The organism is Pseudoduganella sp. UC29_71, assembly GCF_042693265.1.
Lineage (GTDB): Bacteria > Pseudomonadota > Gammaproteobacteria > Burkholderiales > Burkholderiaceae_D > Rugamonas.
The window spans coordinates 6,237,427-6,260,436 of the sequence record NZ_CP170549.1; the positions used below are offsets into that span (position 1 = coordinate 6,237,427).

The following is a 23,010-nucleotide window of genomic DNA, read 5'->3' on the forward strand; positions in this document are numbered from 1 at the left end:
GCGTCACTGCGTCAGAAAGTCCGTCGGCTGGCGCACCACGTGGCGTTCGCCCGCCAGCGCAGGCAGCAGGTGCTCGACCGGCTCGCCCCACAGGTCGGCCGCGTTGGCGGCGGCGAACTGTATGCCCAGCAAATTGCACATGCTGGTGGCGCCGCCTGTGCGCGGGTTGACGTCGATCACACTCCAGCGCCCTGCGCTGTCGCGCATCACCTGCACATTGAAGGCGCCGCGCAGCTCCATGGCGTCGGCCACGGCTTCGGCCAGCGCGGCCAGTTCCGGGTCCGGATACAGGCGCGCTTTCGAGCACACGCCGGCCTTGATTTCCAGGCGCTCGCGCGCCACGGCGCGGAAGTAGCCGCTGTGCCGCGACTTGAAGGTGTCGATCGTGGTTTCGCCGCTCAGGCACGGGGTCTGCACCACGTAGTCGCCGCCGGCCTGCTGCGCCGCGGCCAGCTCGGCGGGCGTGCGCAGCAGCTGCACGCCGATGCTGCCGACGCCGCTGCGCTGCTTGCGCAGCCAGCCGCCCTCGCGCCATTGCGCTTCGCCCAGCAGCACCGTGTCCGGCGTGACGATGCCAGCCGCCCGCAGCGCGGCGCAGGTGGCGATCTTGTCGTTGCACTGGCTCACTGCGCGCAGCGACGGCGCCAGCACCGCCACGCCGGCCGGCAGCAGGCCCTGCTCGCGGGCGCGCGCGGCCGCCAGGATTTCGCCGTCGTGCACGGGAATATAGGTGTCCACGCCGTGCGCCTCCCAGCGTTCCAGCAGGCGTGCAAGGAAGTCCGGTGCCGCCGCCGGCGGCACCTGCTCGCTGGCGTGCGCGAACACGCTCGCGGCGACCAGGTGCGGCGGATTGGTGTCGGCACCGATCAGGCGCACACGCTCGCCGAAGGCGGCGCTCAGAGAACGGATAATACCGAAGCCGGTGGTACTGCCCGCCGCTCCGACCCAGATGATGCGCTGGCCCATGTGTATCCTTGTAGTTTGGCTCGATGAGTATGCCGGGTCACCGGGCGCCGGAAGCCGTCAGCGCCAGGAATTGTTCGTAGTCGCGGATGTAGTCGTCGGCCTTGTAGACGTCCGAGCACAGCACCAGCAGGATGGCGTCCGGGCTGTATTTGTAGTGCACGCGCCATAGCCTGGGCGGCACATGCAGGCCGACCGTGGGCGTGTCCAGCACCACTTCGTCGCGCGCCACGCCGTCGTCCAGCGCCACCGAACAGGTGCCGCGCAGGCAGATCAGGAATTCGTGCAGTTCGCGGTGCGCGTGTTCGCCGCGCACTTCGCGGCTGGGCACGTCGAACACGACGAAATAGCGCTTGGGAGGGAAGGGCAGGTGCTGGTCCACTTCGCCGAACACCAGCGCCCCGCGCAAGTCCTCCACCAGCGGCATGGGATAGAGCTTGGCGCCGGCCGTGCGCAGCGTGCGCATGCTGCCGTCGGCGCCGCGCGCCTGGTGCGCGCCGTGGCCGCCATAGACGGCTTGCGGCAGGGCTGCGGCGCCTGCGGCGGCCGCCGGCGTGCCGGTTTCGACATACCCGGTGATGCGCGCCGGGTTGCCCACCACGATGGCATTGGGCGGCACGTCGCGCGTGACCACGGCGCCGGCGCCCACCATGGCGTTGCGGCCGATGCTCAGCCCCGGCAGGATGGTGGCGTTGGCGCCGATCGACGCGCCCTGGTGCACGATGGTGGTCAGCGACTGCGCCAGGTGGTGCTTGCTGCGCGGGTAGTGATCGTTGGTGAAGGTGGCGTTGGGGCCGATGAACACGTCGTCCTCCACCGTCAGGCCGTCCCACAGCTGCACCCCGCACTTGACGGTGACGCGGTCGCCGATGCGCACCTTGTTCTCGATGAAGACGTGGTCGCAGATATTGCAGTCGGCGCCGATGACGGCGCCCGGCAGCACGTGGGCGAAGGCCCAGATGCGCGTGCCGGCACCGATCTGATCGGTCTCTACCAGGGCGTGCGCGTGTTGGAAGTGGTCGGGCATGAGGGACTCAGGTGGGTGACTTTTTTGCAGACAGTAAACGGCCGGCCACGCCGGCCAGCATGGCCGCTTCCGCGCTGGCCGGTGGACGTCCCGCAGCATGCCAAAGCGTCAAGACCATCGTAACATAGCTGACGCCGCCGGCACAGATGCAAACGGCGAGCTGCAGCAGGGCCGGCCACGGCCGGACGGCGCCGGCCAGCTGCTGCTGTAGCAGCAGCACAACAGCGCCCATGGCGGCGGCGCCGGCCAGCGGGCGCCACAGCGCGCCGAAGTAGCGCGCCGCGCGCAAGCCGGTCATGCGCAGGAACACGATGTGCAGCGGCACCAGCACCAAGCAGGACATCACCAGGTGCACCCAGGCCGCGCCAAGCGCGCCGTGCCGCAGGCTGGCGTAGGCCAGTGCCGGCAGGTAGAGCACCAGCATGGCGCCCGACAGCAGGGTGTTGGCCTTGGGCTTGCCCAGCGCCACGATGACCATGATCAGGTTGGACTGGATGGCGCTGGTCAGCCCGCAGACGGTAAACAGCTGCAGCAGCGGCACCGCGGCCGCCCATTGCGGCCCCAGCAGCACGGCCACCGCCGGCCCGGCCACGCAGGCCAGGCCGACCGACATGGGGAAGGCCAGCAGGCCGATCACGCTGAACACGGACAGGAACTTGGCGCGCAACGCCTCCAGGTCGGCCGCCTGCGCCGCGTAGGCCGGGAAGGCGGCGCGGTTGATCGGTGCGATCAGCTCGGTCGACGGCAGCACTGCGATCTCGCTGGCCACGTTGTACAGGCCGAGGTCGTGCGCGCCCACGGTGCGGCCCAGGATGAAGCTGTCGGACTTGTTCTGCAGGAACAGGATCAGGTTGGACACCAGCAGCCACTTGGAAAAATGGAACAGGTCGCGGCTGGCCGCCAGCGAGAAGCGCGGGCGGAACGGGTGCATGCGGTAGCTGAGCAGCACGGCGCACAGCTTGCCCACGATGATGCCGCCCACCAGCGCCCAATAGTTGCGCAGGGTAAATGCCAGCGCCATGGTCACGGCAAACGACACCAGCTTTTTCGACAGCAGGAAGCGGAATTCCTGGCCGAAATTCATCTGCTTGCGGAATGTCACCGTGCCGATATTCTCGCAGCCCTGCACCAGCGCGCCGAGCGCCAGCACCGACAGCACCAGGCGCAGCTTGGGTTCGCGGTAGAACTCGGCGGCGAACGGTGCGCACAGCAGCAGCAGCAGCGCTACGCTGGCGCTGAACAGCACGTTGTAGGTCCAGGCCGTGTCGAAATGGCGGCGCTGCGCGTCCTGGCGCTGGATCAGCGCCACGTCGAAGCCGAATGCGCCCATCAGTTCGATCAGCGTCAGCACCGACATGGCCATGGCCACCAGGCCGAAATCGCCCGGCGTGAGGATGCGCGCCAGGATCAGGGTGCTGGCCAGGCCGATGCCGCGCTCGACCAGGCGCAGCGCCATCATCAGGCCGGCGCCGCGGGCGAGCGAGCTCATGCGGCGCTCCGGCGCGACGAGGGGGCGGCGCCGGGGGCGGGCTGAAGCGGCAGGGGCGGGTAGTGGGACAAAATAATGCTATTGGATTAACTGATGTTGTGCATTAGAACACAGAATGCCGTCTTTGCGCTTCGTTAAATAGTGATGGCGACAACGGGACTGGCGCGCCGTCTTTTAATATAATGGCAAATCTTTTGTTTTGCATGGACACGTATGGATGCCGCGAATATCCCCCTGGTGGTCGATCTGGACGGCACGCTGACGCCGACCGACACGCTGGTCGAGTCTGGCCTGACGCTGATCCGCCGTTCGCCGGCCGCGCTGCTGCGCATGCCGTTCTGGTTGCTGTCCGGGCGCGCTGGCTTCAAGCGCGCCATTGCCGCGCGCGGCGGCGTGGCGGCCGCCAGCCTGCCCTACCACCAGCCGCTGCTGGACTACCTGCGCGCGGAAAAGGCGCGCGGGCGCCGCATCGTGCTGGCCACCGCCGCCCACAGCAGCATTGCCGACGAGGTGGCCGGCCACCTCGGCCTGTTCGACCAGGTGCTGGCCACCGGCGCCGGCGACAACCTGAAGGGCACGGCCAAGCTCAGCATGATACAGCGCGAAGTGGGCGCCGACTTCGTCTACGCCGGCGACAGCCGCGCCGACCTGCCGGTATGGCAGGGCGCGCGCGGCGCCATCCTGGTGGGCGCCAGCGCCCGCACCAGCGGCATCGTGCGCGGCGGCACGGTGCCGGTCGAGCGCGAGTTCGACCGCCACAGCCGCTCGCTGAAAGTGTGGCTGCGCGCGCTGCGCGCCCACCAGTGGCTGAAAAACCTGCTGCTGTTCGTGCCGCTGTTTGCCGCCTTCTCCTTCCTCGACCTGGCCAAGCTGGCCCACCTGGCGCTGGCTTTCGTCTCCTTCTCGCTGGCGGCCTCGGCCACCTACGTGGTGAACGACCTATGGGATCTGGAGTCGGACCGCGCCCACCCGCGCAAGAAGCTGCGCCCCTTCGCCAGCGCCCAGCTGCCCATCGTGCAGGGCTTGCTGGTGGCGGGGACGGCGCTGGCGGCGGCGCTGGCGCTGGCCGCGCTGGTGTCGCCGGGCTTCTTGCTGGTGCTGCTGCTGTACCTGGCGCTCACCAGCGCCTACAGCTGGGTGCTCAAGGAATACATGCTGGTCGACGTGCTGATGCTGTCGCTGCTGTACACGCTGCGCATCCAGGCCGGCGCGGTGGCCACCGGCATCACGGCCAGCTCCTGGCTGCTGGCCTTTTCGGTGTTCGTGTTCCTCAGCCTGGCGCTCATCAAGCGCTGCTCCGAGCTGGTGCTGCTGCGCCAGGACGGCCGCACCGCCACCCGCGGGCGCGACTACCGGGTCGACGACCTGGTAGTACTGTGGCCGCTCGGCGTGGGCGCGGCGCTCAGCGCGGTGGTGGTGCTGGGCCTGTTCATCAGCGCGCCGGAGACGCAGGCGCGCTACCGCACGCCGGACCTGCTGTGGCTGGCCGCCTTCGGCATGATCTACTGGCTGGGCCGGCTATGGATCAAGACCTCGCGCGGCGAAATGCACGACGACCCGGTGGTCTACGCCGTGCGCGACGGCGGCAGCCGTGCCGCCATCCTGGCCATCGTGGCGCTGGCGCTGGCGGCCCGCTTCCTGGCCTTCTAGGACTTATTTATTTCCTGTCGGTATAGGGCAGCCGGTGCTATGATGAGGAATGTCGCTATGAAAATGGCAACAAGTATTGTATTCTAGTACACGGTTCGCGTTGAGTTTCCAATTGTTAATTCTGCGCTGAAACTGTGTGGCGCTTGCCCAACAGTTCAGCCGGCTTCGCCGGGCAGCATGAACCACGGCTGCGCAGTAGCGCTAAAATGGGTGCCCGCCCCGGCTGACCCGCGCGACGCACGACGAACTTGTTATTTATTTGCAAGAAATTTTATTTCTGTATGGGTTTGAAATGAACAATGCCAAGGTAGTTGCGGTTGTCGGTCTGGGCTATGTGGGTTTGCCGCTGGCTGTGGAGTTCGGCAAGAAGCGGTCCACCATCGGGTTTGACTTGTCCGAGCGCAAGATCGACAGCTACCGGCGCCATTGCGACCCGACCGGCGAAGTCTCGCCGGCCGAGCTGCAGGCCGCCACGCAGCTGCGCGTGACCACCGACCCGGCCGAGCTGGCCGGCGCCGACTACATCGTGGTGGCCGTGCCCACCCCGGTCGACAGCGCCCACAATCCCGATTTCGCGCCGCTGGCCGGCGCCAGCGCCACGGTCGGCCGCCATATGAAAAAGGGCGCCATCGTGGTGTTCGAATCGACCGTCTATCCGGGCGCCACCGAGGAAGTGTGCGTGCCCATCCTGGAGCGCGAGTCCAGCCTGAAGTGGAAGCAGGACTTCCATATCGGCTACTCGCCCGAGCGCATCAACCCGGGCGACAAGCTGCACACGCTGACCACCATCCTGAAAGTGGTGTCCGGCGACGACGCCGCTACCCTGGACGAGGTGGCCGCGCTGTACGAATCGGTCATCACCGCCGGCGTGTACCGCGCCTCCAGCGTCAAGGTGGCCGAGGCCGCCAAGGTGATCGAGAACACCCAGCGCGACTTGAACATCGCCCTGATGAACGAGCTGGCCGTCATTTTCGACCGCATCGGCATCGACACGCTGGAAGTGCTGCAGGCGGCCGGCACCAAGTGGAATTTCCTGCCCTTCCGCCCGGGGCTGGTGGGCGGCCACTGCATCGGCGTCGACCCGTATTACCTGACGCACAAGGCCGACATGGTCGGCTACCACCCGCAGGTGATCCTGGCCGGGCGCCGCATCAACGACGGCATGGCCAAGTTCGTGGCGGAAAAAACCGTCAAGACCATGATCGCGGCCGGCTGCCACGTCAAGGGTTCGCGCGTGATCGTGCTGGGCCTGACGTTCAAGGAAAACTGCCCCGACCTGCGCAACTCGAAAGTGGCCGACATCATTGCCGAACTGAAGAGCTACGGCGTGGACGTGCACGTGCACGACCCGGTGGCCGAATCGGACGAGGCGGTGCACGAGTACGGCGTGGAACTGCAGCGTTGGGACGACCTGCCGCGCGCCGATGCCATCGTGGCGGCCGTGCCGCACAAGGAATTGCTGGCCATCCCGCACGGCGAGCTGTGCGCCAAGCTGACCCCGCTGGGCTGCTTCATCGACGTCAAGTCGGCCTTCGACCTGGCGCCGATCGCCGCGGCCGGCCACGCGGTGTGGAGGCTGTGATGACGGCCACGCCGGCGGCTTACCTGGAGCGGCAGCAGCAGCTGCGCGCCCAGCCGCGCCACTGGCTGGTGACCGGCGCGGCCGGCTTCATCGGCTCCAACCTGGTCGAGGCGCTGCTCAAGCTGGGCCAGCGCGTGACCGGGCTGGACAATTTTGCCACCGGCCACCAGCACAACCTGGACCAGGTGCGCGCCGCCGTCGGCGACGAGGCCTGGCAGCGCTTCCGTTTCCTGCGCGGCGACATCCGCGTGCCGGCCGACTGCGCGCAAGCGTGCGAAGGCGCCGACTACGTGCTGCACCAGGCCGCGCTCGGTTCGGTGTCGCGCTCGATTGCCGACCCGCAGACCACCAACGACGTCAACATCACCGGTTTTCTCAACATGCTGGCCGCCGCGCGCGACGCCAAGGTGCAGCGCTTTGTGTACGCCGCCTCCAGCTCCACCTATGGCGACCACCCGGACCTGCCCAAGATCGAGGAGCGTATCGGCAACCCGCTGTCGCCGTACGCGGTCACCAAGTACGTCAACGAGCTGTACGCCGGCGTGTTCGCGCGCTGCTACGGCACCGAAACCGTGGGGCTGCGCTACTTCAACGTGTTCGGCCCGCGCCAGGACCCGCACGGCGCCTACGCCGCGGTGATCCCGCAATGGGTGGCGGCGCTGATCCGCAACGAGCCGGTGTTCATCAACGGCGACGGCGAAACCAGCCGCGACTTCTGCTTTATCGACAACGTGGTGCAGGCCAATGTGCTGGCCGCCACGGCCGCCGCGTCCGGCGCGGCCAACCAGGTCTACAACGTGGCGCTGAACCAGCGCACCAGTTTGAATCAGCTGTACGGCATGATGGTGGCCCTGCTGCGGGAACGCTGCCCGCACCTTGACCAGCACCGGCCGCAGTACGCCGGCTTCCGGGCCGGCGATGTGCGCCATTCGCAGGCGGACATCGGCAAGGCGGCGCAGCTGCTCGGGTACGCGCCTACCCACCGCATAGAAGAAGGCTTGGCCGTAGCGATGGATTGGTATGTCGGCAGTCTGACAGCCAGGTAATCACAATAGAAACGGGCGCGGCCTGCGTACGGCCGGCACCGTGCTCCGTCGCCGCGAGTAGTACGCACTGGGGAAGGAAAATAACATGTTAAAAATTGCCAATCACTACGTGTCCAAGGTCGCGTTCAGCCTGCTGTTCGTGGAAATCCTGATCTTGATCGGCGCCTTCTACGCCGGTTCGGCCATCCGCTTCTTCGACGGCGACGACTTCATGCTGCCGCGGCTCGACCATTTCCTGCTGTCGGCCTGCGTGTTTACCGCCGCCATCGTGTTTTCCATGAGCGCGCTGGGTATGTACCAGCTCAATTTCAGCGAAGGCTTGCGCAATCCCTTCTTCCTGCAGCTGGTGCCCTCGTTCGCCATGGGCTTCGGCATTTTGACGCTGGTGTTCTACGTGGCGCCGGACCTGTACTTCGGGCGCGGCATCCTGCTGCTGGTGTTCGCCATCGCGGCGGCCGGCATCCTGGTGGCGCGCGCCATTTTCTTCACCAGCTCCAAGTTCCGCTTCCTCGAGTCGCGCATCATCTTCCTCGGCAACGGCGCGCTGGCCAAGGAGTGCGGCGACCTGGCGCTGCATTCGAACAGCTACCATAAATACGACGTGGCCGGCTATGTGGCCATGCCAGAAGAGGAGTCGCGCGTGGCCGCCAATTCCGTGCTGGCCATGGAGCCGGGCATGTCGCTGGTGGCGCTGGCGCAGAAATACAATGTGCGCGAAATCGTGGTGTCGGTGCAGAACCGGCGCGGCGGCACCTTCCCCATCCGCGAACTGCTCGAGTGCAAGCTGTTCGGCGTCAAGGTGACCGACGCGGCCACCTTCTTCGAGCGCGAAACCTGCCAGATCCGGGTCGAGTCCTTGCAGCCCAGCTGGCTGGTCTTCGGCGGCGGCTTCGACCAGAGCTTCATGCGCACCTTCATGAAGCGCGCCTTCGACATCATGGTCTCCCTCATCATCCTGCTGCTGGCGCTGCCGGTCATGGTGTTTACCGCCGCCTGCATCAAGCTGGAGGACGGCGGCGCGCTGATCTACAGCCAGGAGCGGGTCGGCAAGGGCGGGCGCAGCTTCAAGGTGCTCAAGTTCCGCAGCATGGGCACGGACGCGGAAAAGGGCGGCAAGCCGCAATGGGCGGCGCAGAACGACCCGCGCGTGACGCGCGTGGGCGGCATCATCCGCAAGCTGCGCGTGGACGAGCTGCCGCAGCTGTGGAATGTGTTCAAGGGCGAGATGAGCTTTGTCGGCCCGCGCCCGGAGCGGCCGTACTTCGTCGAGCAGCTCAGCGCCGACATCCCGTACTACAACGTGCGGCACAGCATCAAGCCCGGCATCACCGGCTGGGCGCAGGTGCGCTACGGCTACGGCGCCTCGGTCGAGGACGCGGTGCAAAAGCTGCAGTACGACCTGTACTACGTGAAAAACAACAGCCTGTTCCTGGACCTGCTGGTGCTGATCGATACCCTCAAGGTGGTGTTGTTCGGCAGCGGCCGCTGATGGCGGTGGCATGCTGAGCAGCGTAGCCGTCTTCAGCTACGGCGCGGCGGCGCTGGCCTTCGCGGTGCTGTGCGTGTTGCAGCTCAGCGTGTGGCGCAGCCGCGCGCACGCCGCCGCGCTGGCGGTGGCGGCGCTGGCCACCGCGCTGTGGGCCGGCCTGAACGCGTGGGAGGCGGCGTATGCGTCCGCCTCGTCGCAGTGGAACGACGCGCTCGACATTGGCCGCAACGCGGCCTGGTCCGTGGTGCTGCTGTCGCTGCTGGGCTTTTTCCAGCGCGCCCACGGCTGGCAGGCCTTGCGCCACAACCGCCTGCTGCGCCTGGTGGCCGGCTTTTACGCGCTGCTGCTGGGGGGCGAGGCGCTGGCCAACTGGGCGCCCGGCCTGCTGGCCGCGCTAGGCGGCATGCTGCCGCTGGTGATGCTGCGCGCCGGCGCCGCCGTGCTGGGCATGATCCTGGTCGAGCAGCTGTACCGCAACAAGCCCTTGCACGAGCGCTGGGCGCTGAAATACGCCTGCCTGGGCATAGGCGGCATGTATGCCTACGATTTCTACCTGTACAGCGACACCATGCTGTTCCGCCAGGTCAACGCCGACATCTGGGCCGCGCGCCGGCTTCGTGCAGGCGCTGACCATGCCGCTGATCGCGCTGGCCGTCTCGCGCAGCAAGGTGTGGTCGTCGGAACTGTCGGTGTCGCGCCGGGTGCTGTTCCATTCAGCCGCGCTGGCCGGCTCGGCCGCCTATCTGCTGGTGATGAGTTCGGCCGGCTACTACCTGCGCTTCTTCGGCGGCAGCTGGGGCTCGGTGATGCAGGTGGCCTTCCTGTTCGGCGCCACCGTGCTGCTGGCCGGCGTGCTGTTTTCGGGGGCGTTCCGGGCCTGGCTCAAGGTCTTCATCAGCAAGCATTTCTACAGCTACAACTACGACTACCGCGAAGAATGGATGGGTTTTACCCGCATGCTGTCGGCCGACGGCCCCAACCTGGCCGAGCGCGCCATCCAGGCCGTGGCCGGGCTGGTGGAAAGCCCGGGCGGCGCGCTGTGGCTGCGGCGCGAGTCCGGCCAGTGCGAGCCGGTGGCGCAATGGCATATGCCGACCGTGAGCGACACCGAGCCGGCCGACTCGGCGCTGTGCCAGTTCCTGGAAAGCAAACAGTGGGTCATCGACATGCAGGAATACGCGCGCAGTCCCAGCCTGTACGAGGACATCGCGATGCCGGAATGGGTGCGGCGCTTCCCGCGCGTGTGGCTGGTGCTGCCGCTCATCATGCAGGGCCGCCTGTCCGGCTTCATGCTGCTGCAGCTGCCGCGCAGCGCCATCCAGCTGAACTGGGAAGTGATCGACCTGCTCAAGATCGCCTGCAGCCAGGCCGCCAGCTACCTGGCCCAGCAGGACGCGGCCATGGCGCTGATGGTGGCGCGCCAGTTCGAATCCTTCAATCGCATGTCCACCTTCGTGGTGCACGACCTGAAGAACCTGGTGGCCCAGCTGTCGCTGCTGATCCCGAACGCGCACAAGCACCGCAACAACCCCGAATTCCAGCAGGACATGCTCGACACCGTCACCCACTCGGTGCAGAAGATGAAGCTGATGCTGCAAAAGCTGAGCCGCAACGACGCGCCGGCGCGTCCCGCGCCATTGTTTATTGACCAACTGTTGCAACAGGCCGTATCCTTGAAGGCAGCGTTCGAACCGCGCCCGCAGCTGCGGGTGGAAACGCCCGGCCTGCGCGTGGTGGCCGACTGGGAGCGCTTGGAGCGGGTGCTGGGGCATCTGATCCAGAACGCGATCGAGGCCACGCCGCTGGACGGCCAGGTCACCATCACCCTGCGCAGCACGGCCGGCGCGGTGCTGGTGGAAATCAGCGACAGCGGCGCCGGCATGACGGAGGAATTCATCCGCGACCGGCTGTACAAGCCGTTCGAGTCGACCAAGCCGGCCGGCATGGGCATAGGCGCGTTCGAAAGCCGGGAATACATCCATGAGCTGGGCGGCACGCTGGAAGTAAACAGCCGCCCGCAACAGGGCACGACCTTCCAGGTCACCCTGCCGCTGTACAATCAGGACGCGCTGTCGGTCGAACGCGCGGCCTGAGAAAAGGACTATTGTGAGCAAATCCAAGCTGTTGATCATTGAAGACGACCCGGGCCTGCAGAAGCAGCTGCGCTGGAGCTTCGACGCCTATGAAGTGCTGGTGGCGGGCGACCGCGAGGCGGCGCTGGCGCAAGTGCGCCGCCACGAGCCGGAAGTGGTGATCACCGACCTGGGCCTGCCGCCCGATCCGGACGGCGCCACCGAGGGCCTGGCCACGCTGCAGCAAATCCTGGCGCTGGCCCCGGAAACCAAGGTGGTGGTGCTCACCGGCAACCAGGACCACGCGCACGCGGTGGCGGCCATCGGCCTGGGCGCCTACGACTTCCACCAGAAGCCGGCCGATCCCGACCTGCTGGGCCTGGTGGTCCAGCGCGCCTTCTACCTGCACGCGCTGCAGCGCGAGAACCGCCGCATGCAGCAGGCCCAGGCCGATTCGCCGCTGGCCGGCGTGATCAGCCGCGACGCCGGCCTGCAGAAGATCTGCCGCAGCATCGAGAAGGTGGCGCCGACCTCGGCCTCGGTGATGCTGCTGGGCGAAAGCGGCACCGGCAAGGAAGTGCTGGCGCGCGCGCTGCACCAGCTCAGCCCGCGCTCGAAGGAGCGCTTCATGGCCATCAACTGCGCGGCCATCCCGGAAAACCTGCTCGAGTCGGAACTGTTCGGCTACGAGAAGGGCGCTTTCACCGGCGCGGCCAAACAGACCAAGGGCAAGGTCGAGCTGGCGCACGGCGGCACCTTCTTCCTCGACGAGGTGGGCGACCTGCCGATGCCGCTGCAGGCCAAGCTGCTGCGCTTTTTGCAGGAGCGCGTCATCGAGCGCATCGGCGGCCACGAGGAGATCCCGGTCGACGTGCGCATCGTCTGCGCCACGCACCAGAACCTGAAGGAGCTGGCCACGGCCGGCCGCTTCCGCGAGGACTTGTACTACCGCCTGTCCGAAATCGTGGTCACCATCCCGCCGCTGCGCAACCGCGTGGGCGACGCGGCGCTGCTGGCGCACCATTTCAAGAACAAGTTCTGCGCCGCCGAGTCGCGCCCCGCGCTGCACTTCAGCCAGGAAGCGATGAACGTGATCGAAGCCTATCCATGGCCGGGCAATGTGCGCGAGATGGAGAACTGCATCAAGCGCGCCGTCATCATGGCCGACGGGCCGCACATCGTGGCCGAGGACCTGGGCCTGTCCGGCGCGCTGCTGCCGGAAGAGCCGCTGAACCTGCGCCAGGTGCGCGACGAGGCCGAGTACAAGGCCATCGTCAAGGTGCTGGCGCGGGTGGACGGCAACATCGTCAAGGCTTCCGAACTGCTGGGCGTGAGCCGCCCGACCCTGTACGACCTGATGAGCCGCCACGCCATCAAATCCGGTTCCTGACCGGCGCCATGCGCCAGGCCGTCGTCGTCTACGCCTTCCTGCTGTTCTACGGCAGCCTGTATCCCTTCAAGTGGGCGGCGCGCACCGAGCCGCTGTTCGGCTTCCTGCTGCACCCGGGCAGCGCCTACCTCGAGCGCGGCGACCTGGTGCAAAACGTGCTCGTCTACATGCCCTTCGGCCTGCTGCTGGCGCTGTGGTGGGCGCGCCGCCACCGCTACTGGACCGCGCTGCCGTTGGCGGTGGCGGCCGGCACGCTGTTCAGCGTGTGCGCCGAGATCGTGCAGCTGTGGCTGCCGGCCCGGGTGTCGTCGGCGGCCGATGTGGCCATGAACCTGCTGGGCACGCTGTGCGGCGCGCTGCTGGCCGGCCTGCTGCGGCACGACACCCACAGCGGCGCCCGCCTGCAAGCCTGGCGCGACGGCTGGTTCGCGCGGGGCGCCATCGCCAACACCGGCCTGGTGGTGGTGGCGCTGTGGCTGCTGGCCGAGACCAGTCCGCTGATGCCGGTGCTGGGCCTGTGGCGCTGGAAGCAGGCGCTGATGCCGCTGTATTTCCAGCTGCGCGGCTGGATGCCGCTCAGTTTGGTGCTGCTGCTGTGCCTGACCTGCAATTACGCGGCGCTGGGCTTGCTGCTGCGCACGCTGATCAAGCCGGGCAAGCCGTGGTGGCGCCTGTATGGCGCGCTGCTGCTGGCGGTGCTGGCCTGCCAGGTGTGCATCGACGGCCACGCGCTGCGGCTGGAGGAGGTGGCGGGCGCGGCGCTGTCGTGGCCGCTGCTGGCGCTGCTGCCGGGCGCGCTGGGCCGGCTTGGACGGGCTCCGCAATCGGCGCAATCGGCGCAATCGGCGCGCGCGGCCGCCATGGCCATCGCGCTGCTGGCGCTGGCCATGGCGGCGGCCGAGCTGGCGCCGGGACGCGGCGGCTGGCGCGGCGGCGGCTTCAACTGGGTGCCGTTCCGCGGCCACATGCGCAGCCTGCAAGGCTTCACCAACATCCTGGAATTCCTGTGGCCCTTCATGGGCATGGCCTGGCTGGCGCGCCAGGTGTCGCCGCCGGCGCGCCACCACGCGCTGGCGCTCGCCGGCGGGGTGGCGGTGGCCGGCGCCATGTTCGCCATGGAGTGGGCTCAGCTCTACCTGCCCGGCCGCTCGGCCGACATCACGCAGGTACTGCTGGCTTGCGCGGGCTGGGCCGTGCCGTGGCTGGTGGAGGAGTGGGTGCTGGTGCACCCCAAGGCGGCCGCGGCGGCGGTCAGTCCTTAGCCACCTCGGCCGGCTTGCCGTCCGCCACCGGCGCGTCTTGCGCCGCCGCCGGCGCATCGTCGCCGGGCTGGGCTTGCTTTTTCAGCGTCGCCGGGTCGGGCGCCGCCGAGGGGTCCCATTTGCCGGCCTGCACCAGCATATTCTTCAAGCCCGGCAGCGGGAATTCCAGCGCGTAGGCCTTTTGCGCATACTTGTTGGCGTTGACCATGTCCTTGTTCTTGAAATAGACCAAGCCCATGTTGTAGTTGGTGCTGGGATTGTCCGGGTCCAGCTGCACGGCGCTCTGGTAGTGGGGCAGCGCCTCGGCGTCGCGCCCGACCGACAGCAGATAGCTGCCGTACAGCGTATGGGTGGACGGATCGTCCGGCGCGAAGCGCACCGCGCGGTCGAAATAGCATTCCACCGGCCGGTTGCCTTGCGGCAGGAACAGCGATTTTTTGTCGCGCGCGGCCACCCGGATCACGGTGCTGAGCGCCACCGCGTGGTTGGGGAAGGCGCGCAGCGTGTAGTCGAGGTCGCCGGCCAGCGTGCTGCTGCGGCCCTTGATGCCGTTTTCCACGTCGGCCGTGAAGTGCGCGCTTTCCACCAGCTTCAGGTTGAAGGCAAACTCGGTGGCGCCCTTGCGGTAGTCGTAGGGGCCGTAGGCGTTGTCCAGGTTGCCGCAATATGGTTCCTTGCGCGCGGCGTGGGCCGGCAGCGCCACCGTGGCGGCGGCCAGCGCGGCCAGCGCGGCAGCCCGCAGCGTGCGGCGGCGGGATGGGTTCATCTGCTTCGTCATGTGCTTCTCCATCATGCGGTTTGTGCGGCGACCTGGTCCAGCAGCTGCGCCAGCTGTTCGGTGCGCGCGCGCCGCGAGTGGGCGGCGATCACGGCGGCCGGCGCCAGCGGCGCAGTGCCGCTGCGCACCTGTTCCAGGAAGCGCGGCAATGCTGCGATGATCGCATGTTTTTGGTCCAGCGGGGCGATGCTGTCGATGCCGGCCTGGCGCAAGGTGGCGGCGGTGTCGCCGTCGCTGTCGGTCAGCGCCAGGATGGGGCGCCGTGCACGCAGGTATTCGTACAGCTTGGCCGGCACCTGGTGGTTGCAATTGGTGGCCTGCAGGATCAGCAGGCCGTCCGCGCTGAGCATCTCGGCCAGCGCCGTGCGGTAGGGCACGTGCGGCGCTAGCTGCACCAGGTCGGCGATGCCGTGCTCGGCGATCAGGCCGGCCAGGTAGTCGTCGTGGGCGGTGGCGCGCAGCACCACGCGCAGGCTGGCGGCGCTGACGGCGCCCTGCTGCTTGAGCGCGGCCAGCGCCTGGAACAGCGGCACCGGATCGCGCTCGGACGGATAGATGATGCCGCTGTGCACCAGGGTCAGCGGTCCGCCATGCGCGCCGGGCGCGGCCGCAGCGCCGCCGCGTTCGGCCTCGGCGAAGTTTTCCTCGTCGTAGGCGTTTTCGATCAGGCGGAAACGGTCGCGCGGGATGGCCGGGAAGCGCGTTTCATAGGTCTTGATGGCGCCCGGCGTGGTGCACACGGCCACTGTGCAGTGTTCGATGGTCTTGCGCTCTATCCATTGGAACACGCGGCGGGTGCGCGGGTCGGACGGGTAGCTGACGTCGGTCATCGGGTCACGCAGGTCGGCCACCCAGGGCAGGCCCGTCAGGCGCCGCAGCACCAGGCCGATCAGGTGCGCGCTGGCGATCGGATAGGTCGACCAGATCACGGCCGGGCGGTGGCGGCGGATCAGGCGCCAGCCGGCCGGGATGGCGCCCAGGCACCAGCTGGCCCAGCGGTCCGGCAGCGCCAGGAAGCCGGCGTAGCGTCCGCCGATGGCCAGGTGGCGCGCGGTATCGAGCGCGAACGCACGCGTGACCGGCACGCTGGCCGGGATGTCGGCCATCTGGTCGTCGCCCGGGTTGGCGTAGGCGCGCGGGTGCGCCGACAGCATCACCGGTCCCCAGCCCGACTGCGGCAGGTATTGCGAGAACTTCAGGGTGCGCTGGATGCCGCTGCTGCCGCGCATCGGCGGGTAGTGGTAGGCGATCATCAGCACGCGTTTGTTTACCATGAGCGCATCCATTCTCCGGTCCAGTCTGCTACTTGGTCGCGCCAGGCGCGGCGCGAGAACGTGTGGTCGGCTTGCGCCAGTTCCTGTTGCGTCACGCGCGGCGCGGCCAGCAGCCGCTGCCACGGTCGCGACGCTGCGACGGCCGCGCGGAATTCCTGCGCCGTCAGGTCGGCGCCGCTCAGGATCAGCAGCACCTTGCCCTGGAAGGCGGCCAGGCTGTCGTGCAGGCGCCCGGGCAGCGGCGGCAGGTCGGGGTCGGCCAGGCGCGGCACCGGCGCGGCGCTCACGCTGGGCGCCGCCGTGGGGGCGGCCTCGGCGGCAGCGGCGGGCGGCGCGGCCTTGCCGGACGCCGCGCCCAGCAGGCCGGTGAACGAGCGCAGCGCGGCGCCGTAGTTGAACTGCCCGGTGAAGATCTTCTTCCACAGTGCGGGCTGCAGCAGGCGCTCGCGGTAATAGTGCTTCAGCGTGGCCTTGGCCAGCCCGCCCTCGGTGCGCACCCAGGGGTTGAGCAGCACCACGCCCTGCACCCGCGCGTCCTGCGGCGCGTAGAACAGCGCCGCCGAAGCGCCGTCGCACAAGCCCCACAGCACCACTTCGCGCACCGCCGGCACGGCGGCCTGGAAGCGGTCGATGGCGCAGCGCAAGTCCTCGTGCACCATTTCAAAATCGCGCTGCTCGCCTTCGGCATCGCCCATGCCGCGGTAATCGAAGCGCAGCACGGCGATCCCCTGCGCGGCCAGGTGGCGCGCCAGCAGCGTGAACTGGCGGTGGCTGCCGCCGCGGTATTGCGGGCCGCCCACCACCACCACCACGCCGCGGGCGGCCGGCTGGGCCGGCACGCTGGCCACGCCGAACAGGCAGTCGCCGCCGCAGTCGAAGCTCAGGGCGCGTTCTTCAAACTGCATGGGATGCCTCGCTGCTGCCGTTGCCGATGTCGATGGCTGCGTGGCCGGCGGTGCCGCCCGGCTCGCTGAACAGGGCGCTGCTGGCCTCCAGCAGCGCCGGACAGGTGGCGATCTCCTGCGTGCCCCAGAATGCCGGGCCGGCCACCGCTTGCGCGTGCAGCGCCGCGCCTTGCGCCTGCCAGGCGGCCACCAGCCTGGCCGAGGCCGGCGTGAGCGGCCGGCCTTCGGCTGCCACCACGTCCAGCCAGTGCAGCGGGCAGGGCGGCGGCGCCATCTTGGCCAGGTCCAGCGCGTCGAGCGCGTCGGCCAGTTCCGGGGCCAGCTCGTAGCCGGCCACTTCCAGCGCCTCGCCGGCGCGCAACTGCTCGCGCAGCGCCGCCGTGCCGCTCTTCTGGCCGTCGCCGCCGCCCAGCATGTCGTTGGCCATGCGCAGGCGCAGAAACTGGGTCAGGTAGGCGCTTCCGCTGTGTACGGGCTGCCACAGCAGCATGCGCTGCGGCAGCGGCGCGCCCTGCACCTGCTGCAGGCGCGCATAGTCGAGCGCGAGCAGGGCGCCCAGGCGCAAGCCCCACAGGCCCACCGGCCTGCCGAGCCGGGCCGACAGCCACTGGCAGCCCAGCGCCACGTCGGCCAGCCACAGCGCCCAGCGCGCGTCGGCGAAGTCGCCGCTGCTCTCGCCGGTGCCGTACAGGTCGATCTGCAGCACGGCGATGCCCTGCGCGGCCAGCGCGCGCGCCTGCAGCGCGGCCATGCGGCGCGATTTGTTCATCTCCTCGCCGAACGGCGGGACGTACACCAGCCCGCCGCGGCAGCTGCCGACAGCCGGATGGAACAGGCAGTAGCGCTCCCCCGCAGCGGCCTTCAGGAAGAAGGGCTGGGCGTGCGCAGCAGGGGAGAACAGGCTCATCGGATCATGCGGCGGTCAGGCGGTCAGCTTGCGCGTGACGAAGGCGGCCAGGCTGCCGACGCTGGCGAAGGTGGCGGCGTCGATCTCGTCGTCGTCCACGCTGAAGCCGAATTGCTCTTCCATGGCGGCGATCAGCTGGACCACGGCCATCGAATCGAGTTCGGGGATGGCGCCCAGCAGGGGCGACTGCTCGGTCAGCGCGCCGGCTGCGGCGCCCAGGCTGAGCACGTCGGCCAGGATATTCTTCACTTCTTGCAGATACATTGCTTACTCCGTGGATGGTTCGGTATGGCGGGCGGGGACGGGCTGCGCCGCAGGCTGCGCGCCGGACTGCGCCGGCGCGCGTCCGCCCTTGAGGTTCTTGACCAGGGTGTGCAGGCTTTTCAGGGCCGGCCACCGGTAGTGGGTGATATGGTACATGCTGCGCACCTCGTCAGTCCACCGCAGGTGCCATTCCATCACCTTGCCGTAGAATTCCAGGCGCTCGAACAGGCGCTCCTTGAACAGCATGTGGCAGGTGTCCTCGCGCATCAGGAAGGCCGGCGAGTACTGGCTGCTCAGGCTTTCGTCATAGGTGGTTTTCAGCACGATCTTGGCGCCGCCGCCCTCGATGCACAGATTCATGGCCACCAGGCGCTCGTCGAAGAAGTAGCGGTACACGCTGGCCTCGCCGCGCTGGGCGAAATTCTCCAGCATGGTGCGGTAGAAGCGGCCCTGGGCGTTGTCCGGGTGGATGGCCGTGCCCAGTTCGGCTTTCCAGCCGGCGCTTTCCAGCACCCCGTAGTCGGCCACGGCCTGCGCCATGTCGGCCGGCGCGCGCAGGATGTCCATGCGCGGCACGATGTTGTCCTTGGCCAGCTTGGCGCGCTGCTTTTTCAGGTTGGCGCGCAGGTTTTTGCCGCGCGCGGCCCAATACTCATCGAACGTGCCGGCAATGGTGATGCGGGCCGTGCTGATGTAGTCGGCCGTGCGCAGCTGGGCGCTGTCGGCCGGGCGCGGGTGCAGCCAGCAGTCGAACTGGGTCAGGCCCAGCACCAGCGGCAGGCCGGGCAGGCTGCGCAGCAGCGTATCCATCAGCTCGTCGAGCCGCTGGTCCGGCAAATGCAGCCACATGCCCAGCGGCTGCTGCGAAGGCTGGAAGGTTTGCCAGGCGCCCTGGTGACTCTTTTTCAGCAGCGCCATGGCCACGCTGCGCCCGTCCCGTTCGCACACGGCCAGCCATTCGCCGCCGTCGCCGAATTCGGTCAGCAGCGGCTGCACGAATTCCGGTTCCAGCAGCGGCGAATTGACGCTGGCGTGGTTCAGTGCGCGCCATTGCGCGGCGTGGGCGGCGAACTGGCTGGCCGGCAGCAGGCGCCAGCTCATGGCGCGCGCGCCGCCAGCAAGGCGGCCTTGATTTGGTCGATCATCCAGTCGAGCTCCTGTTCTTCTAATTCTTGGTGGCAAGGGAATTGCAGCACGTGGCGCGACAACTCGGCGCTGGTGCTGCACACCGAGGCGTCCACGCCCTGCCACAGGTATTCGGCGAAGCGCACGATGGGCACGCCGTCCCGCTTGAGCGAGTCGAACACCGGCTCGGGCCGCTCCACATACAGCGGGAACACCCAGGGGTAGACCCGCTCCGGCAGCGCCGCGTGCAGCGGGCGGCAGCCGGGCAGGCCGGCCAGTGCGGCCTGCAGGCGCAGGTAGTGGCGGCGGCGCAGCGCGCCCATGCGCCCGCGCGAAACCAGGCGCAGCATCAGGCGCGTAAACAGCGAGCCGCGCTTGTGCAGCCAGGCCGGATCGAAGCCGAAGCCCCCTTCGGACGAGCGCGGTGCCATGGCCGGCGGCGCGCCCTTGCCGCGCCGCTTGAGCTGGCCCAGCACGAAGTTCTTCAGGCCCAGCGGCAGCGCCAGCAGGCGCTGCACGGTGCGCAGGCGCTTGTATTCAAAGCCGTCCTCGAACGCGTTGACGGCCATCTTCGCTTCGAACTTGAAACCGCCCGCCTCCAGCCGCACCGGCGCCAGCGAGTGGCGCGCCGACACCAGGCAGCCGCCTTCGTAGATGGGGAAAAACTTCATCGTGCTGGCAATGGCGTAGTCGCCGAAGGAGCCCACCGGCTGGCCGTTGTGCTCGCCCAGGAAGCAGTGCGCGCAGTCTTCCAGCAGCATCAGGCCGTGCTGGTCGCAGAAGGCGCGCAGCGCCGACAGATTCTGCGGGAAGCCGAAGTAGTTGGTGGCCAGCAGCACCTTGGCGCCGGCCAGCTTGGCCGCCACGTCGTCCAGGTTGACCTGGGTGTCATCGTGGATGCGGTAAAACACCGGCGTGGCGCCCAGCCACACCACCGGCTCTATCATCGAGGCGCAGTGGTAGGACGGCACCAGCACGCGGTCGCCCGCGCCCACGCCCATCTGGCGCAGGGCCAGCGCGATGGCCACGCGGCCGCTGGTGACCAGGCGCGCCTCGCGCACGTCCAGGATGGAAGGCGCATGGCCGCCGCCGCCGAACGAGGCGCGCGACAGCACCGGCTTGGTGGGGATGCGCGCGCGCGGGTAGTCCGGCAGCGCCGGCGGGTGGCCCGCCCGCGTCGCGGGCATGGCCGGCGCGGCGGCCGGCTGGCCAGCCGGGGCCGGGGTGTGCTGCTGGGCGCGGTGTGCGGTGTGGGCCATCTCCGTGGGTCTCCGGTGCGGTGTCTGTCCGTGGAATTCGGTTTGTTTCAATTAATGCATCGGGTAGTATAACTGTTGCAACAAGTTCACACAATCACACCGTCTGTCCCGGCCGGTACAAATTGTGCAGCAGGCGCAAGGTGAAGCCCAGCGGCTTGCGGTCCCAGGGCGTGAAACGGGGCAGCTGGTACAGGTCGGCGTCCGGCCCGGCCGCGCCCCACGAGGTGCACACGGCCGCCTCGAAGCCCAGCTCGCGCGCCAGCGCCACATGGGCCGCGTGGTAGTCGCGCCCCGGCTTGCCGTTCGGGTAGGCGAACAGGCGCACCGGCGCGCCCGTCATGTCTTCCAGCGCCGCCTTGCCGCGCGCGATCTCCTGCCGCGCGCCGTGCTCGTCCATGCTGGCCAGGATGGGGTGGTGCACCGTGTGCGCGCCGATCTCCATGCCGGCCGCATGCAGCCGGCGCAGCTGCGCGGTGTTCATCATCAGGTCGTCCGGCAGCGCCAGGCCGAGGTGGCTGCGCAGCCGCTCGACCGCCGTCAGGCGTGCGTCCGGCTCCAGGTATTTCAGCTGGTCCAGCAGCGCCTGGATGGCGGCCGTGCGCGCGCCGTCGCTGTCGAGCGCGTGGCTGCCCAGGTCCAGCGCGGCGAGCTCCAGGCGCGGGCCGGGCGCGCGCCGCACCAGTTCGATCACGGTGTCGTTCCACATGCGTCCGCCGTTCAGGAAGCCGGTGGCAACAAAGAAGGTGGCTGGCACTCCGTGCCGCTGCAGGATGGGCAGCGCGATCTCGGCGTTGTCGGCATAGCCGTCGTCAAAGGTGACGCAGGCCGCGCGCGGCGGCAGCGTCCCCTCGCGCAGGCGCCGCGCCGCCTCGGCCAGCGGCATCACGCGGAAGCCCTGCTTGAGCCAGGCCATCTGCTGCTCGAAGCGGGCTGCGTCCACCTCGTCCGGGAACAGCGGGTCGGGCGCGGGCAGCACGCGGTGGTAGATCAGGATGCTCAGGCTGCGGCGGGCGCGGCCCAGCGCGCCCAGGCGCAGCAGGGAGCGGCGCGCCAGCGCGGCCAGCTGGGTGGTCACGGTCATGTCAGGCCTGTCGGACGGAGGGTTGGAGCGGCTGCTTCAGGGCGCCATCGGCTGCGGCCGGCTGCTGCAGGGCGTCCTGCACGATCTGGCCGGTCACCAGCAGCGCGCCCATCAGGTAATAGGGCACGTCGAAGTACAGCAGGCTGAGGAAGGCGCCGCCCACGCCGAAACCGATCATGCTCACCTGTATCATGCCGGCCAGCTGGCTGGCCCACTTCAGGTCGGCGCGCTTGGCGGTTTGCCGGATGATCCAGGCGGCGCGGCGCCAGCAGATGATGACCAGGGCCAGGTACAGTCCCAGGCCGATGAAGCCGTGTTCGCCCAGGCATTGGAAATAGATGCTGTGGGCCGCGTGGATGTCGTTGGGCACCGGCGCGTAGCGTCCGAACACGTAGGCATCGTAGATTTCAAAGCCGCCGCCGGTCAGCGGGCGGTCCAGCGCCAGGTTGGTGGCCATTTGCCACGCGTTGATGCGGCCCATGGCCGAGCCGTCCTCCTGATAGTTGTCGATGGTGTCCATGCGCGCGGTCCACTGGGCCGGCATGAACAGGATCAGCAGCGGCAGCATTAGCGCCAGGCCGATGCCGAGCGCGGCCTTTTTCGGGCTCTTCAACCACAGGAAGCCGCACATGCCGATCAGGGCCAGCAGCGCGCCGCGCGAGTACGAGCCCAGCGCGGCCAGCGCGCACAGGCCGATGGCGCCCAGCAAGCCGTACTTCAGCCATTTCCTGACGGAAATCAGATGCAGGTAGTACAGGATGGGGATAATCACGATGAAGGCCAGCGCCACTTCATTGTTGCCGTAAATAAAGCTGCCTTCCGGCCCCCACACGCGGAAGCTGCCGCCGGTGGCGATGGTAAACAGGCCGCCCTTGACGCCGTAATAGGCCAGCGAGCCGGCCAGCGTCCACAGCATCAGGTGCAGATGCTCCTTGTTGCGGATGAGCATCATCACCACCAGGTTCATCAGCATGATCTTGACCACGCGCTGCAGCATCACGCTTGATTCGCCCGGATGGATGGCGAAGATGGTGCTGATCACCATCCAGATGGTAAACATGATCAGCACCGGCACCGCAGGCGAGGACGGCGGCCGCTTCGGGCCGGGCGCGATCAGCAGGGCCAGCAGGGTGGTGCCGGCGATGATGGCGGCAAACGGGAAATCGTAGGCGAAGCCCCAGCTCAGGCGGTGCGGATTCATGACGCTGATCCAGATCCACATCAGCGCGCCGATGTAGGGTTTCTTGAATGTGTAGGGCAGCGAGGCGAACACAATCAGCGTGATGACGATATCTCTCATGCAGCATCCAATAGGGGTGGCATTATCAAGCAAATACTGTTGTAATACTGCAATTGCTTGTTTCCATTTATATATCGCCGTAGTATAACCCGGCCTCGGCCATTTTAGTCCGTTCAGGCAAGCTTTTGGTCGCCGGATTGTTGCAGG

At 68.2% G+C, this 23,010-nt stretch carries 21 protein-coding genes; 7 read left to right on the top strand and 14 right to left on the bottom strand.

Features of this window, described 5'->3' with window-relative positions; genetic code table 11:
- Positions 1–3: 3 nt before the first annotated feature.
- The 3 genes from ACFJI2_RS27890 to ACFJI2_RS27900 are packed head-to-tail and all read right to left on the bottom strand — an operon-like array spanning position 4 to position 3,479.
- Positions 4–966, bottom strand: a complete 963-nt coding sequence (locus ACFJI2_RS27890) for an ATP-grasp domain-containing protein (protein ID WP_377702767.1) — start codon at positions 964–966, stop codon at positions 4–6.
- A 37-nt stretch (positions 967–1,003) separates the two neighbouring features.
- The gene (locus tag ACFJI2_RS27895) at positions 1,004–1,990 is read right to left on the bottom strand and encodes a WxcM-like domain-containing protein (RefSeq protein ID WP_377702768.1); all 987 of its coding nucleotides are present in this window, start codon (positions 1,988–1,990) and stop codon (positions 1,004–1,006) included.
- Positions 1,991–1,997: 7 nt separating this feature from the next.
- Positions 1,998–3,479: a lipopolysaccharide biosynthesis protein gene (locus ACFJI2_RS27900; RefSeq protein ID WP_377702769.1), complete on the bottom strand. Its 1,482-nt coding sequence runs from the start codon at positions 3,477–3,479 to the stop codon at positions 1,998–2,000.
- A gap of 213 nt (positions 3,480–3,692) precedes the next feature.
- Here ACFJI2_RS27900 and ACFJI2_RS27905 point away from each other — a divergent pair, with 213 nt between their 5' ends.
- From ACFJI2_RS27905 to ACFJI2_RS27920, 4 genes are all read left to right on the top strand, one after another.
- Complete coding sequence (locus ACFJI2_RS27905; RefSeq protein ID WP_377702770.1) at positions 3,693–5,129, top strand: UbiA family prenyltransferase; 1,437 nt, start codon at positions 3,693–3,695, stop codon at positions 5,127–5,129.
- A gap of 292 nt (positions 5,130–5,421) precedes the next feature.
- Positions 5,422–6,711, top strand: a complete 1,290-nt coding sequence (locus ACFJI2_RS27910; protein WP_377702771.1) for a nucleotide sugar dehydrogenase — start codon at positions 5,422–5,424, stop codon at positions 6,709–6,711.
- Entirely contained in the window at positions 6,711–7,757 is a 1,047-nt protein-coding gene (locus ACFJI2_RS27915) for an SDR family oxidoreductase (RefSeq protein WP_377702772.1), read from the top strand. The genes ACFJI2_RS27910 and ACFJI2_RS27915 overlap by 1 nt, the downstream gene beginning before the upstream one ends.
- Positions 7,758–7,842: 85 nt before the next feature.
- Positions 7,843–9,246 carry a TIGR03013 family XrtA/PEP-CTERM system glycosyltransferase gene (locus tag ACFJI2_RS27920; RefSeq protein ID WP_377702773.1) on the top strand — a complete coding sequence of 468 codons (1,404 nt, stop codon included), beginning with the start codon at positions 7,843–7,845 and terminating at the stop codon, positions 9,244–9,246.
- A gap of 36 nt (positions 9,247–9,282) precedes the next feature.
- Here the strand turns inward: ACFJI2_RS27920 and ACFJI2_RS27925 are convergent, their stop codons facing one another.
- Together ACFJI2_RS27925 and ACFJI2_RS27930 are read right to left on the bottom strand one after the other, a co-directional pair.
- Positions 9,283–9,552 carry a hypothetical protein gene (locus tag ACFJI2_RS27925; protein WP_377702774.1) on the bottom strand — a complete coding sequence of 90 codons (270 nt, stop codon included), beginning with the start codon at positions 9,550–9,552 and terminating at the stop codon, positions 9,283–9,285.
- Between the two features lie 27 nt (positions 9,553–9,579).
- Complete coding sequence (locus ACFJI2_RS27930) at positions 9,580–9,780, bottom strand: hypothetical protein (protein ID WP_377702775.1); 201 nt, start codon at positions 9,778–9,780, stop codon at positions 9,580–9,582.
- 2 nt (positions 9,781–9,782) lie between these two features.
- Between ACFJI2_RS27930 and prsK the strand changes: the two genes are divergently transcribed.
- Genes prsK through ACFJI2_RS27945 form a run of 3 tightly spaced genes read left to right on the top strand, consistent with a single transcriptional unit; the run spans position 9,783 to position 13,970 of the window.
- Positions 9,783–11,339 (top strand): XrtA/PEP-CTERM system histidine kinase PrsK, encoded by a 1,557-nt coding sequence (gene prsK / locus ACFJI2_RS27935; protein WP_377702776.1) that lies wholly within the window; start codon positions 9,783–9,785, stop codon positions 11,337–11,339.
- A gap of 13 nt (positions 11,340–11,352) precedes the next feature.
- Positions 11,353–12,708: a PEP-CTERM-box response regulator transcription factor gene (prsR, locus tag ACFJI2_RS27940; RefSeq protein WP_107869761.1), complete on the top strand. Its 1,356-nt coding sequence runs from the start codon at positions 11,353–11,355 to the stop codon at positions 12,706–12,708.
- A gap of 8 nt (positions 12,709–12,716) precedes the next feature.
- Positions 12,717–13,970, top strand: coding sequence for a VanZ family protein (locus ACFJI2_RS27945; protein ID WP_377702777.1), 1,254 nt, complete (start codon positions 12,717–12,719; stop codon positions 13,968–13,970).
- Here ACFJI2_RS27945 and ACFJI2_RS27950 read toward each other — a convergent pair.
- From ACFJI2_RS27950 to ACFJI2_RS27990, 9 genes are all read right to left on the bottom strand, one after another.
- Complete coding sequence (locus ACFJI2_RS27950; RefSeq protein ID WP_377702778.1) at positions 13,960–14,748, bottom strand: type IV pilus biogenesis/stability protein PilW; 789 nt, start codon at positions 14,746–14,748, stop codon at positions 13,960–13,962. The genes ACFJI2_RS27945 and ACFJI2_RS27950 overlap by 11 nt on opposite strands.
- A gap of 11 nt (positions 14,749–14,759) precedes the next feature.
- A complete protein-coding gene (locus tag ACFJI2_RS27955) occupies positions 14,760–16,022 on the bottom strand; it encodes a glycosyltransferase (protein ID WP_377702779.1) in 1,263 nt (420 codons plus the stop codon).
- On the bottom strand, positions 16,016–16,927 hold the full coding sequence (locus ACFJI2_RS27960) for a hydrolase 1, exosortase A system-associated (protein ID WP_377702780.1): 912 nt from the start codon (positions 16,925–16,927) through the stop codon (positions 16,016–16,018). The genes ACFJI2_RS27955 and ACFJI2_RS27960 overlap by 7 nt, the downstream gene beginning before the upstream one ends.
- Complete coding sequence (locus ACFJI2_RS27965) at positions 16,917–17,834, bottom strand: hydrolase 2, exosortase A system-associated (protein WP_377702781.1); 918 nt, start codon at positions 17,832–17,834, stop codon at positions 16,917–16,919. Before ACFJI2_RS27965 ends, ACFJI2_RS27960 begins: the two co-directional genes overlap by 11 nt.
- A 15-nt stretch (positions 17,835–17,849) precedes the next feature.
- Complete coding sequence (locus tag ACFJI2_RS27970) at positions 17,850–18,098, bottom strand: acyl carrier protein (RefSeq protein WP_377702782.1); 249 nt, start codon at positions 18,096–18,098, stop codon at positions 17,850–17,852.
- 3 nt (positions 18,099–18,101) lie between these two features.
- Positions 18,102–19,199 (bottom strand): GNAT family N-acetyltransferase, encoded by a 1,098-nt coding sequence (locus ACFJI2_RS27975; protein ID WP_377702783.1) that lies wholly within the window; start codon positions 19,197–19,199, stop codon positions 18,102–18,104.
- The gene (locus ACFJI2_RS27980) at positions 19,196–20,482 is read right to left on the bottom strand and encodes an aminotransferase class I/II-fold pyridoxal phosphate-dependent enzyme (RefSeq protein WP_377702784.1); all 1,287 of its coding nucleotides are present in this window, start codon (positions 20,480–20,482) and stop codon (positions 19,196–19,198) included. The genes ACFJI2_RS27975 and ACFJI2_RS27980 overlap by 4 nt, the downstream gene beginning before the upstream one ends.
- Positions 20,483–20,576: 94 nt before the next feature.
- Positions 20,577–21,563 carry a polysaccharide deacetylase family protein gene (locus ACFJI2_RS27985; protein WP_377702785.1) on the bottom strand — a complete coding sequence of 329 codons (987 nt, stop codon included), beginning with the start codon at positions 21,561–21,563 and terminating at the stop codon, positions 20,577–20,579.
- 1 nt (position 21,564) lies between these two features.
- A complete protein-coding gene (locus ACFJI2_RS27990; protein WP_377702786.1) occupies positions 21,565–22,863 on the bottom strand; it encodes a putative O-glycosylation ligase, exosortase A system-associated in 1,299 nt (432 codons plus the stop codon).
- Between the last annotated feature and the right edge of the window lie 147 nt (positions 22,864–23,010).

Coding starts and splice junctions, on each gene's coding strand:
- ACFJI2_RS27945 (WP_377702777.1), top strand. CDS start 12,717: ATGCGCCAGGCCGTCGTCGTCTACGCCTTCCTGCTGTTCTACGGCAGC.
- ACFJI2_RS27955 (WP_377702779.1), bottom strand. CDS start 16,022: ATGGTAAACAAACGCGTGCTGATGATCGCCTACCACTACCCGCCGATG.
- ACFJI2_RS27950 (WP_377702778.1), bottom strand. CDS start 14,748: ATGACGAAGCAGATGAACCCATCCCGCCGCCGCACGCTGCGGGCTGCC.
- ACFJI2_RS27900 (WP_377702769.1), bottom strand. CDS start 3,479: ATGAGCTCGCTCGCCCGCGGCGCCGGCCTGATGATGGCGCTGCGCCTG.
- ACFJI2_RS27910 (WP_377702771.1), top strand. CDS start 5,422: ATGAACAATGCCAAGGTAGTTGCGGTTGTCGGTCTGGGCTATGTGGGT.
- ACFJI2_RS27895 (WP_377702768.1), bottom strand. CDS start 1,990: ATGCCCGACCACTTCCAACACGCGCACGCCCTGGTAGAGACCGATCAG.
- ACFJI2_RS27960 (WP_377702780.1), bottom strand. CDS start 16,927: ATGCAGTTTGAAGAACGCGCCCTGAGCTTCGACTGCGGCGGCGACTGC.
- ACFJI2_RS27930 (WP_377702775.1), bottom strand. CDS start 9,780: ATGCCGCCTATGCCCAGGCAGGCGTATTTCAGCGCCCAGCGCTCGTGC.
- ACFJI2_RS27920 (WP_377702773.1), top strand. CDS start 7,843: ATGTTAAAAATTGCCAATCACTACGTGTCCAAGGTCGCGTTCAGCCTG.
- ACFJI2_RS27905 (WP_377702770.1), top strand. CDS start 3,693: ATGGATGCCGCGAATATCCCCCTGGTGGTCGATCTGGACGGCACGCTG.
- ACFJI2_RS27965 (WP_377702781.1), bottom strand. CDS start 17,834: ATGAGCCTGTTCTCCCCTGCTGCGCACGCCCAGCCCTTCTTCCTGAAG.
- ACFJI2_RS27980 (WP_377702784.1), bottom strand. CDS start 20,482: ATGGCCCACACCGCACACCGCGCCCAGCAGCACACCCCGGCCCCGGCT.
- ACFJI2_RS27970 (WP_377702782.1), bottom strand. CDS start 18,098: ATGTATCTGCAAGAAGTGAAGAATATCCTGGCCGACGTGCTCAGCCTG.
- ACFJI2_RS27975 (WP_377702783.1), bottom strand. CDS start 19,199: ATGAGCTGGCGCCTGCTGCCGGCCAGCCAGTTCGCCGCCCACGCCGCG.
- ACFJI2_RS27915 (WP_377702772.1), top strand. CDS start 6,711: ATGACGGCCACGCCGGCGGCTTACCTGGAGCGGCAGCAGCAGCTGCGC.
- ACFJI2_RS27985 (WP_377702785.1), bottom strand. CDS start 21,563: ATGACCGTGACCACCCAGCTGGCCGCGCTGGCGCGCCGCTCCCTGCTG.
- prsK (WP_377702776.1), top strand. CDS start 9,783: ATGCCTACGATTTCTACCTGTACAGCGACACCATGCTGTTCCGCCAGG.
- ACFJI2_RS27890 (WP_377702767.1), bottom strand. CDS start 966: ATGGGCCAGCGCATCATCTGGGTCGGAGCGGCGGGCAGTACCACCGGC.
- ACFJI2_RS27990 (WP_377702786.1), bottom strand. CDS start 22,863: ATGAGAGATATCGTCATCACGCTGATTGTGTTCGCCTCGCTGCCCTAC.